Below are 12,352 nucleotides of genomic sequence, written 5' to 3' on the forward strand. Positions count from 1 at the left end.
AATTTTGCGATTCGTGTTTTTTTGCAAGGAAATTTGACACTGACTGTAGAATATATACAGTATTAGGAAATTTAAGATTGCCCAGCGCTAGATGGTAGAAAATTAGCCTATTTATAAAATAATCCCCTTTTCGGCTATCATAGAAAGCAAGAGGTAGAAAAAGGAGTTTATCATATGAACATTAGTAATTTTTCAATTAAAAGACCGGTCTTTACAATTGTAACGATGCTTTTTGTCATTTTATTAGGCGGTGTATCGTTATTAAAAATACCAATTACTTTAATTCCGGAGTTAAATCCTCCGATAGGTGTAGTAGTCACCTCCTATCCTGGAGCAAGCCCGACAGAGGTGAATGAGAGAGTAACGAAGCCTTTAGAGGCAACACTAGCCACCTTACCAGGCATTAAGAAACTACAGTCAACCTCGCAAGAAGGAAGCAATTTAATCGTCCTTGAGTTCAATTGGTCCACCAACCTAGAAGATGTCCAACTTGATATTTTACAAAGAATTGATATGACGCCTCTTCCCAATGATGCGGGCAAGCCAAGCTTTTTAAAGTTTGATCCATCTCAATTTCCAATTATTCAGCTATCATTGCGCGCAGAAAATGAAAATGTTGATGTGCGCTTATTAGCAGAGGATTTAGAAAAGGAGCTTCGACGGACAGAGGGTGTCGCAAGTGTGAATGTTTCGGGGAAGCTTATAGAGGAAATACAAATTACATTAGATGAAGGAAAGCTAGTCGAAAAAGGCTTAACACAGGCAGATATTATTCAAATCGTTCAAGCGAACAATGTATCACTTCCTGGTGATCCTGTTTTAACTGATGATGGAAAAATGTTAACAACACGGATTGTTAGTACATTAACTTCCCCTGAAGATATAGCCGATTTAATCGTTTCTGTGAATCCTTTAACAGGTGAAGCGTTAACAATTGGCAATCTCGGCTCTGTTAAAAGGGCAGAACAGCCATCTGTAACGACAACTCGTGCCAATGAGCATGCAGCAGTTCTTATGTCTGTCATACAGGAGTCGGGTGCGAATACTGCAGAAGTGTCAAAGGAATTTCAACAAACCTTAAATGATCTGCTAGAGAAAGAGCGATACAGGGGAATAACAGCAGACATATTAGTAGATCAGGGCAACTACGTAGATGTTGCTATTAGTAATATCGGCTCTTCCTTAATTTTAGGAGGATTGTTTGCAATGTTCGTCCTTTTTGTGTTCTTACGCAGTGTAAAGAGCCCTATCATCATTGGTATCGCTATCCCCTATTCAGTAATAGTGACATTTGTATTGATGTTTTTTGCTGACTTTTCACTCAATATTATGACTTTAGGTGCTCTAGCTTTGGGTATTGGCATGCTAGTGGATAATGCGATCGTTGTTATTGAAAATATTGAAAGACACTTAGGGCTAGGAAAGGATCCTATTACAGCAGCACAGGAAGGGACAAGGGAAGTTGCTCTTGCTATCACAGCTTCAACCCTAACAACAATAGCTGTCTTTATTCCTGTTATGTTCATCGAAGGATTGATTGGACAAATTTTCACAGAATTTGCTCTCACAATTTCATTTAGTTTAATTGCCTCTTTAGTAGTTGCCCTTACAGTAGTGCCGATGCTAGCGAGTCGTCTTTTAAAAATGAAAAGTATTAACTTTTACGAGCAGCGTAGTCAATCTCAATTTTATAAGCGATACAAGTCGTCTATTGTTTGGGTTCTAAAGCATCGTATGCTCATACTAATTTTCACAGTAGTTTGCTTTGGTCTATCATTATTCGGATTGACTAGAATTGGTACTGAATTTTTACCACCTACCGATGAAGGATTCACAACCATTAGCGTCAATCTTGAAAAGGGTGTAGCTGTATCTGAAACTGAAAAGGTTGTCAGGAAGATCGAGGAACGTTTAAAGCAGGAAAAAGATGTAGATGTTTATGTTAGTTTAATTGGTGGCACACAACAATCTCAATCACGTGGACAAACTAGCCCGAACCAAGCAGAAATGTATGTAAAGCTAGTGCCTTTAGCGGATAGAGAACGTTCAATTTTTGAATTTGTCGAAGAGTTAGAGCAAGAATTACAGGGAGAGTTAGAAGACAAGACTGAACTGACATTTAACGTATCGACAGCAACTGGCTCATCACCACATACTTTAACGTTTAGATTAACTGACTCTGATGAAGGAAGGCTCCAACAGGCTGTTAATAAAGTACAACAAGAGCTACAAGCGATTGAAGAAGTGACGAAAGTCTCCACAGATTTAGATAATACGGTTCAAGAAATTCAAATTGAGGTCAATCGAGAGAATGCAAAAGATTATGGTTTTGTACCGGCCCAAATTGCACAGTCTGTCAATCAAATGACAAGAGGGCAATTAACGTCCCAATTAATAGCAGAGGATGGTGCTGTGTTACCTGTCTACACAGGTTTCGGACAGACCTTCAACGATAGTGTGAATTCACTAAAAGCAATGCAACTTCGTTCACCTGCAGGCTTGTTTGTGAAATTAGAGGATGTTGCTACAGTTTCTATAGAAGAGGGTCCTGTCTCTATTCGACGTTCTGATCAGGCTGCAGCAGTGGCATTTTTTGTTGAATATGAAACGAAGGAATCTTTAGGCGGAATATCAGCAAAGGTAGATAAAGCAATAGAGAGTGCTCATTTATCACCTACTACGCAAATTGTATTTAGCGGTGATCGAGAGCTTTATGATAGTGCAATCGATGATATGCTACTAGCCGTTATTCTGGCAATTATATTAGTTTATATTGTGATGGCTGCTCAATTTGAATCATTCAAATATCCGTTTGTCATTATGTTTACGGTGCCATTAATGATCATAGGTGTAGCAATCGCCATGTTTGCCACAAATACATTAATGGGTGTGACATCTGTAATAGGAATTTTAGTGCTTGTAGGGATTGTTGTAAATAACGGTATTGTGTTAGTTGATTATATTAACCAGCAAAAAGCGAATGGTATGTCAGCGTATGAAGCCATTTTACTGGCTACTCAGGATCGTCTCCGTCCTATCTTAATGACAGCGTTAACGACTATTTTAGGATTGCTTCCACTTGCACTTGGCATTGGGGAAGGAACAGAGATGAATCAACCGATGGGAATTGCAGTGATTGGAGGACTTGTGACGTCCACGTTACTAACACTATATATTGTACCGATTGTTTATAGTTTAGTGGATAAGGAAACAAGAAAGATGCGTTAGAATCGAGGGGGAATGGGAGATGAAAGTTCATTTTTTTACTGGTTTTCCTGGTTTCATTTCAAGTCAATTAATTAGGACATTGTTCCAAAAAAAACAAACACAACAGGTTATAGCAATTGTATTAGCTGGCGAAACCATTAAAGCTCATCAAGAGAAAAATAAAATACTAAAGGAGTTTCCTAATGGATCGATTCGTATTGTTGAGGGTGATATTACCTTGCCGAACCTCGGTTTAGATAATCAAGTAATTGAAGAAATCGTACCTCAAATTGAAGTGTTCTGGCATTTGGCAGCTATATACGATCTAGCTGTACCCCGTGATATTGCTTGGAAAGTGAATGTACATGGGACAACAATGGTGAATGAATTTGTGCGCACTTTACCCCATTTAAAACGCTATATGTACTTTAGTACGGCATATGTGGCTGGTACACGTGAGGGGGTACTGCGTGAAAATGAACTGATTCGACCATTCGCATTTAAAAATTATTATGAAGAGACAAAATATGAGGCTGAGCTCCGAGTAGAAGATTTAAAATCCGAAATTCCATTAACAATTATTAGACCTGGTATTGTGAGGGGGCATTCGGAAACGGGTGAAACAATTAAGTTTGATGGCCCCTATTTCTTTTTAAATTTAGTAGAACGTTTAAAATGTTTACCTATAATTCCTTATATTGGACAATCTACATCTACGATCAATGTAGTACCAGTAGATTATATATTAAATGCCTCAACTTTTTTGGCATCAGAACAAGAGGCTGAAGGTAAGACCCTTCATTTAACAGATCCGAATCCTCACCCTGTACAGGAAGTATATCGTACTATGGTGAAACTAGTAACGAATGCTTATCCGAAGGGACGTTTACCGTTTGCGTGGGCAAAGCTATCCTTGCAAATTCCATTTATTCGGAGAAAGCTAGGGGTGGAGCAGGAGACATTAGATTATTTAACATGGAATGCCACATTCGACACGAATGAAGCCCAGCAAATTTTGCAAAAAGGTGGAATTACATGTCCTGATTTTATTCGGACGATGCCGCGTATGATTGATTTTTATTTAGCACATAAAGAAGATAAGAGCTACCAGATACAAATTAAGTAATGAAAAAACAATATAGATATTTTTGTCAGCTGTAAATGATAGTGCTATAATGTTTGAAAGAAGATACCTTCGACACTTTGTCAAAGGGGAGTAGCTAACAGGTTTTGCAATTATTTTACCTGGTTTCACATTCGTCAAGACATGGTTTGACCATCGGATGTGATAGTGAATGGCTCTATGCGTAAAATGATGACTGATGACGTGTAGATTGATGTACCGATAAGGTACTAATTTACTTAGCGAGACCTTTGCCTACATATGGCAGGGGTTTTTTTCTTTTGTACTTTAGTGGAACTAGTCATTTGGGTATTTAGAGCTTAGAGGAGGCACTAGCATAAATGGAAGCAATAATATTACAATACGGCTGGGTTTTAATTGTCCTAGTTGTATTAGAGGGATTACTAGCAGCTGATAATGCAGTAGTAATGGCTGTAATGGTCAAACATTTACCGCAAGAACAACAAAAAAAGGCGTTATTTTATGGACTATTTGGCGCCCTGATTTTTCGATTCGCTGCGCTTTTTGTCATTACAGTTTTAGTAAACTATTGGCAAATACAAGCAGTAGGTGCGGCTTATCTGCTATTTATGTCGGCGAAAAATATTTATGATTTACGTAAACATAAAGATGATGAAGAAGAAGAGACGAGTGAAAAGACTGGGAAAAAGGGGTCTGGATTCTGGTTAACAGTACTCAAAGTAGAAGCTGCAGACATTGCATTTGCTATTGATTCCATGTTGGCTGCAGTAGCTATCGCTGTCACATTGCCTCATTTGGGGAATTTTGATATCGGTGGCATTAATGGTGGACAATTTATCGTCATGCTCCTTGGTGGGTTTATCGGGGTTATTATGATGCGTTTTGCTGCCCAATGGTTTGTCAAAGTATTAAATGATTATCCTTCACTTGAAACAGCTGCATTTTTAATTGTAGGCTGGGTAGGTGTGAAGCTCGTTGTCTTAACATTAGCTCATGAAAAAGTAGGGATATTACCTGCAGAATTCCCACATTCCACTGCATGGGAGTTAACATTCTGGATTGTCTTACTCGGCATAGCATTTGTAGGTTATCTAGTAGGTGTTCGAAATAAAAAATAGCTTAGATTGAATTATTCAGCTGTAGTTGAAAGCCATCGAACGTATTATGATCGATGGCTTTTGGTATTTCATTCTCTATGATATTTTACTACTAAATCTAATCTCACTTGTACTTACAAGGTTTTGGTAAGCTTACGTCATGAATGTGATTTTTCGTCAACATTGTTTATCACTTTAAGGATTTACTTTTCAACAGGAGAAAATAGCTTAGAATCAATCTAGGCGACTGTTTATAAAGTATAGCCTTTAATCTCCACTATTGGAGGACGCTTTCCACAGCGGGGCAGAGCTGCTTCCATCGCTGCGCTCAGTCCAGGATCTATACGTTCCCGCTTTTCCCACGTCGCCACTCTACGTTCCAATCAACTTCTACATAAACACTCCACCTACATAGTTCGAGTTTTTTTGACATTAACCGATTGTGCAGTGTGAGAAAATCTTTTCCTGTGTATGTTCGATAGGTAAATCATAATGAAAATACTCAATAGAAGATATAAAACTTTCTTTGCAAATTGCTTCACCAGAAATTTCGTATGTCATCGTTGGATAGTTTGCTTGTAAAAGTACCATTGCTTCTTCAGATTAATCTGGATGTAAATTAGCCTTAAAATGCAAAAAAAACAAAAAACACTCGCAATTATTAGTAATACTAATAATCCTCCGATTGTAAAAATAAATATACTCCAAGCCTTTAACCACTTATTCAAAATTTCACCTCCAAAATAAAAATGCATTTTTGTTCAGATATCGTCTCATTCTCAAAAAGTATAGTAATAACTATTCCTCTTTCTTTTTTCTTGTATTTTTTCTATACTATAATCTATCTAGTTGGGCATCATATGTAGGAGGGGTTGTTAAAGTGCCTTGGAAAAAATCTTCCAATAGACTTGTCACACCATTTCAGGTACTTGTTTCTTATTATTTTATAGCTATAGCGATTTCCTTCCTGTTATTACGGCTTCCAGGCGTTCATCAAGAAGGAGTAAAGGTTTCCTTTTTAGATAGTCTATTTACGGCAGTAAGTGCAGTAAGTGTCACTGGTTTAACAACTATTAATATTTCTGAAACGTATACGACATTGGGACTTGTGATGATTCTTGTTATTTTACAGTTAGGTGCAATTGGTATTATGTCACTGGGTACCTTTGTGTGGCTCTTAGTCGGGAAAAAAATAGGGATGCGTGAGCGTCAGTTAATTATGATTGACCACAACCAGTACAATTTGTCAGGTGTTGTGAAATTAATACGTGAAATCTTAAAAATCTTAATTGGTATTGAGGTAGCAGGTACGTTTATTTTAACTCTACATTTTACCAATTATTTTGATACGTTAGAAGAAGCATTCTTACACGGAGTATTCGCCTCAATTTCTGCTACGACAAATGGGGGATTTGACATTACGGGAATGAGCTTATTGCCATTCCATAATGATTATTTTGTTCAATTGGTGACAATGATACTTATTGTGTTAGGGGCAATCGGATTCCCTGTCTTAATTGAACTAAAAACTTTTTTACTCAAACGTCATGCGAATTTTCGATTTAGCTTGTTTACAAAAATCACTACGTCTACTTATGCCATTTTATTTGTTGTTGGTGCTCTAGTCATTTTACTTCTCGAATCTTTCCATTCTTTCAAGGAAATGTCCTGGCATGAGGCGCTTTTTTCAGCGATGTTCCATTCTGTCTCGACGAGATCTGCTGGGCTGACAACTTACGATGTGACGACGTTTAGTGAGGCGACAGATATTTTTATGAGTTTTCTCATGTTCATAGGTTCCTCACCAAGTTCAGTGGGGGGAGGAATTCGAACAACTACTTTTGCCATAGCTATTTTATTTTTAATTACATTTGCAAGAGGGAGAGAGGATATTCAAGTGTTTGGGCGAGAAATTCATTTAATTGATGTTTTCCGCTCCTTCGTTGTCATCTTATTAGCCTTTTTCATGGTTTTAATTGCAACGATTATTTTGCTTATTACAGAGCCACACGCCTCCCTTATTCAAATTATTTTTGAAATTACCTCTGCGTTCGGTACTTGTGGTATGTCATTAGGAATAACCTCAGATTTATCGGTCATTGGCAAAGTAATAATTATTATGTTAATGTTCATTGGTCGAGTTGGTTTAATTTCCTTCCTGTATACACTAGGTGGTGGTGGACGTGGAAAGAAATCGAAATTCCATTATCCAAAGGAACGTGTAATTATCGGTTAACGCTAATTAAATGCTGCTAACTATAGGTTTTATAGGGGCTTCCATGAGTTTGCCCCTTTTTTTCGTCAAAAGTGTTAAGTAATAATGTACTTGTTTGGGAGCTACATAGCTGTGTGAGCTGTATTCATAATGAAGCAGTCATACACAAATGTATTCTCTTTTCGATAGCTAGAAAGAGCATTTAGGAGTAATAGACTTTCTTCTATTATATAGGAGTAAAAAGAGATGAAATTGTCGAAAGTTGTCATTACAACTGTATATACATTAAAAAAACTCTATACTAATTCTATACATTTTTTAGGAATTGAAAATTAACTATTGAATGGAATAGGTAGTTCCAATACAATATAAAATACATAAAAATAAACAAATAAATAAACGTGTCTGATATAGAATAAGAGGGCTCCATTTGTTACTAAAACGCCTGAATGTGTAAGTTGTCACAAAATTTTCGGAAAATTTAAAATTATTTTTCCCGAATGTGAACATTTGAAGTGGGTATATTTTCAACGTATAGATTGTTTGTTTTTAAGGAATTTGCCCTAAACTTTTTTTAGAATCGCTATGTATACTTGACTAATAGATTAAAAAGGCAGAAACGATATAAAACAGCTACCCGTTTCTTTTTCAGGGCATCTTTAAGAATTGTTTAAGACCATAAAAAAGCTAGTCCTGATCGTTCATACAGGACTAGCGTTTGTTATTAAAGTGTGGGGATTGTTGCAAAGTAAGGCGCTTGACCATGACGGAAATAAGTTAAAAGATAGCCATCTTTTTGTACAATTTTGCCATTCAAGAAATCATCATAATTGAGAGCATGTGGGATTACCAAAGTATGCTTAAACAGCTCTTTCTCAGTAAGTTTAAAGCCTGCAAAAGCCTCACCAGCGATAGCCGGATTTTCACGTAATGTCTGGTAGATTGTTTTTTGTTGCTCTATTGTTGGGCGTTCCTTCCACCATAGTTTACGGGGCTGGAATTGCTGAGCTGTTAGATAATCTAGTTGCATTAAGCTTTGTATAATGTTTAAATTCGCGCCATCTACAGTTTCTAAGAACATTAGTAAACGACGGAATAAATCTTCTAATTGATGGCCAATACGGGACCATCCCTTAGTTTCCCAATACGTACCGAAGCTTTGGAAAAAGTCAAATGGTGTATCGAAGACCTCGGTTACTAAATATTCGATTGTATGATCCATACGATGATCATTCCAGTATTTCTCCAGAACATCCTCTGCATGTTTAATGCGAACAATATCATCAAATGTAAGGACATTATTAGAAAAGATTTCATAAGGCGCTAGATCGACGTAAGTATAACCAAACTTCTCAGCCTCCACTCGAAGCCCTGTACCGCGTAAAAGCTTTAAAAAACCAAGCTGAAGTTCTTCTGGTCGCATGGCAAAAACATCATTAAAGGTTTGACGGAAGCTTGCGTAATCCTCTTCAGGCAAACCTGCTATTAAGTCTAAGTGTTGATCGATTTTTCCACCATCTTTAACCATTGTCACTGTTCGCTTTAGTTTTTCAAAGTTTTGGCGACGCTGTACAAGTGTATTGGTTAAATCATTTGTGGACTGAACACCAATTTCGAAGCGGAACAAGCCTCTCGGCGCATTGTCATTTAAAAATTGGATAACTTCCGGACGCATAATATCGGCAGTAATCTCAAACTGGAATACAACACCTGGTTTATGTTCATCAATTAAAAACTGGAACATTTCCATAGCGTAGCTACGGCTTATATTAAACGTTCGATCCACGAATTTTATAGTTCTAGCGCCATTATCCATTAAGAAACGAATATCTTCCTTAATTTTTTCTCGGTTAAAGTATCGAACACCAACCTCTATAGAAGATAAACAGAATTGACAGCTAAATGGACAGCCTCTGCTTGTTTCAATGTACTGAATACGTTTCCCAAGGTGAGGAAGATCCTCTTCGAAGCGAAACGGACTCGCTAATTCACGCAAATCTATTTTAGGTGGTTGAGCGTGTATCTTAACTTTTCCGTCCTCCAAATAGCAAATTCCAGGGACATCCTCCAGTAATATTTCACCGTGTAAATAACGTAACAATTGCTTAAATGAAGTTTCTCCTTCACCCATCACTATGAAATCTACTTCAGGTATACGGCGTAGCCAATGGTGGGAATCGTAAGAAACCTCAGGACCTCCAAGCAAAATTTTAACATCTGGACAGACCGTTTTTAACATTTTAATAACATGAACTGTTTCTTCAATATTCCAAATATAACAGCTAAATCCAACGATATCAGGTTTTTTTTGGAACAAATCTGATACAATATTAAAAGCAGGGTCTTTAATTGTATATTCTGCTATAATTGAATTGAATTCGGGTGCAGCGGCACCTTTTAAATAGCGTAATGCTAGATTTGTGTGTATATACTTTGCGTTTAAAGTAGTTAAAATAGTATTCATACAATAATCTTCCTTTCAGTATCTAATTGTATCAGTCAAGTATTTGACATACAATATAATTCTTTTTACCTATTTATTTTGTGAACAGTTCGTGAAATAATTTAAAATACTTAAATTTACTAAATTTTGTAATAATAGAATCGTGCTGTCATAATGTATAGTAAAGGCTCAAAATTCGATTTAGAGGTTTTTTACTCTTTTGAAAGGTTCGGTGAGAAAGTTGAAGCAAAATGATATTAATCAATGTTTTGGAAATCTTATGAAAAGTACTTCGTCACCAACACTTATACTCAATAAAGCAGGGAAAATTTTGAACGTCAATGAGGCTGCTATCCAACTATTTAATCTTAATTTAACGTATATTGGCAATTTGGCTATGGACGAGCCATCTAAATTTAAATGGGCGAAGTTCGTCCAACAACTACAAAAGGATTTACGATCGGAAGAAATTTTCAACATTCGCACAGTAGGAAATGAGTACGAAATGTTATCATTTAAATGTTTCTACGACCCAAATGCAGAGGAAATTGTTGCGCAAATTTCAACATTAAATGAAGATGTCCCCCATAAATTATACGTTAGTCAAGAGCATGAAAGATCCCAATCTTTTAATGCATATGATTACTTACCTTATGCTGTTATTGTAAGTGATGCTAGCGGTATTATTCTTGGGCTTAATAAGTATGCAGAAATGTTTCTCAAAGTAGAGAGCTCGCAGCTGCTCCATAAAGCTCATCAGCATATATTTGATCTATTTACATTGAAAAAAGGGCAAATTACATCCTACCTTTCTAAATTAATGGGTGACAAACATGCAAGTCTACACGTTGTCGATGAAACACAAGTAAGTAGAACTTGCTATTATGAAATTTCCAGTATTTTTGATGAATACAATAACATTATTGTCACGGTTATTAATGATGAAACAGAAAAGAAGCAACTTCAACATAAAGTGGAGCATCAACAAGCTTTGAATGTTGTTGGACAAATGGCTGCGAGTATTGCGCATGAAATTCGTAATCCATTAACTTCTTTAAAGGGTTTTACTGATTTATTAAAAATAAATGCTGACGATGAATCACGCATGTACCTTTCTGTCATTGATAGTGAGCTTCAACGAATGGAACAAATCTTATCAGAGCTATTAGTTTTGTCCAAGCCATCAACTATGAAAGTGGAGTTATTGGAACTAGATCATATTGTAAAACAAGTCATTGAGTTCATGTTACCAGATGCACTCATGAAAAATATTATGATTCAGTACATTTCAATTCCTAATCAAGTTTATATTGGTGGAAGTGAAAATCGATTAAAGCAAGTATTAATGAATCTCATCAAAAATGCGATGGAATCCATGAATAATGGTGGTACGATTACTGTAGAAATGACAACAAATGACTGCGCGATTGTTGAACTTACAATTAAAGACGAAGGCGTTGGAATGGATAGCACAACCCTTCAAAACCTATTCCAGCCTTTTTACACGACAAAATCAACAGGGACAGGACTGGGCCTTGCTTTCGTGAAAAAAGTTATCGAAGAGCACGATGGAGTTATAGGTGTTAGTAGTGAATTACAGAAGGGGACATGCTTCCATCTACAGTTCCCAATTTATACATTTAACCAAGTGGATACAATGGAAGTATCCACAAAAGATGCTGCCTATTTAGTAACATAAAGAGAGTAAAAATGGGTTGGATAACAACAATATAACCTTCTAAATCGGATAATGCTTTTGACAATGCTTTTCTAATATCGCTATAATGTCAAGTATAAAGAGCGAAGTGAGAGGAAAAGAATATGACGTCAGAAGACTTAAAACAATCTTTAAAATTATATATTGTATTGTCACGTGCACTTAAAGCTATTAATGAGACAACACATCAATTATTTCAGGATAATGGTTTAAACCCAACTGAATTTGCAGTTCTCGAGCTTCTTTATCATAAAGGAAGACAGCCGTTACAGCAAATTGGCAATAAAATTTTACTTGCCAGTGGGTCTATTACGTATGTCATTGATAAGCTTGAAAAAAGAGGCTATTTATTGCGTGTATCCTGTCCTTCAGATCGTCGTGTGACATATGCAGAAATCACGGATGAAGGCGAAGCATTTATGGGAGAACTATTCCCAAAGCATGAGCAGCATTTGCATGAAATAATGAGCGTATTATCTTCAGAAGAAAAAGAGCTGGCTATTATGTTATTAAAGAAGATGGGCCTTTCTATTAAAGATTTATCTTATTAAAAAAGTTGTCTCATTCA

Annotated in this window: 8 protein-coding genes; 6 read left to right on the forward strand and 2 right to left on the reverse strand. The window is 36.5% G+C overall.

Translation table 11 applies throughout. The features are described from left to right. The first annotated feature begins 174 nt into the window (after positions 1 to 174). The 3 genes from PI85_RS10390 to PI85_RS10400 all read left to right on the forward strand — a co-directional run bounded on the left by PI85_RS10390 (position 175) and on the right by PI85_RS10400 (position 5,430). On the forward strand, positions 175 to 3,228 hold the full coding sequence (locus PI85_RS10390; protein WP_036123493.1) for an efflux RND transporter permease subunit: 3,054 nt from the start codon (positions 175 to 177) through the stop codon (positions 3,226 to 3,228). A gap of 19 nt (positions 3,229 to 3,247) precedes the next feature. Continuing rightward, a complete protein-coding gene (locus PI85_RS10395) occupies positions 3,248 to 4,333 on the forward strand; it encodes an SDR family oxidoreductase (protein ID WP_036123496.1) in 1,086 nt (361 codons plus the stop codon). A gap of 338 nt (positions 4,334 to 4,671) precedes the next feature. Continuing rightward, complete coding sequence (locus PI85_RS10400; RefSeq protein WP_036123499.1) at positions 4,672 to 5,430, forward strand: TerC family protein; 759 nt, start codon at positions 4,672 to 4,674, stop codon at positions 5,428 to 5,430. A gap of 230 nt (positions 5,431 to 5,660) precedes the next feature. On the opposite strand, the gene PI85_RS25055 is transcribed toward PI85_RS10400, so the two are convergent. Beyond that, positions 5,661 to 5,792 (reverse strand): hypothetical protein, encoded by a 132-nt coding sequence (locus PI85_RS25055; RefSeq protein ID WP_255350098.1) that lies wholly within the window; start codon positions 5,790 to 5,792, stop codon positions 5,661 to 5,663. A gap of 497 nt (positions 5,793 to 6,289) precedes the next feature. Here PI85_RS25055 and PI85_RS10405 point away from each other — a divergent pair, with 497 nt between their 5' ends. Continuing rightward, on the forward strand, positions 6,290 to 7,645 hold the full coding sequence (locus tag PI85_RS10405) for a TrkH family potassium uptake protein (RefSeq protein WP_036123502.1): 1,356 nt from the start codon (positions 6,290 to 6,292) through the stop codon (positions 7,643 to 7,645). 703 nt (positions 7,646 to 8,348) lie between these two features. Here the strand turns inward: PI85_RS10405 and PI85_RS10410 are convergent. Beyond that, positions 8,349 to 10,088, reverse strand: coding sequence for a B12-binding domain-containing radical SAM protein (locus PI85_RS10410; RefSeq protein WP_036123504.1), 1,740 nt, complete (start codon positions 10,086 to 10,088; stop codon positions 8,349 to 8,351). A gap of 310 nt (positions 10,089 to 10,398) precedes the next feature. Here PI85_RS10410 and PI85_RS10415 point away from each other — a divergent pair, with 310 nt between their 5' ends. Next, the gene (locus PI85_RS10415) at positions 10,399 to 11,766 is read left to right on the forward strand and encodes an ATP-binding protein (RefSeq protein WP_233301107.1); all 1,368 of its coding nucleotides are present in this window, start codon (positions 10,399 to 10,401) and stop codon (positions 11,764 to 11,766) included. A 122-nt stretch (positions 11,767 to 11,888) separates the two neighbouring features. Next, complete coding sequence (locus PI85_RS10420; protein WP_036123507.1) at positions 11,889 to 12,335, forward strand: MarR family winged helix-turn-helix transcriptional regulator; 447 nt, start codon at positions 11,889 to 11,891, stop codon at positions 12,333 to 12,335. Positions 12,336 to 12,352 lie beyond the last annotated feature (17 nt).

It is taken from the genome of Lysinibacillus sp. A1 (assembly GCF_000801965.1).
Taxonomy (GTDB): Bacteria; Bacillota; Bacilli; order Bacillales_A; family Planococcaceae; genus Lysinibacillus; species Lysinibacillus fusiformis.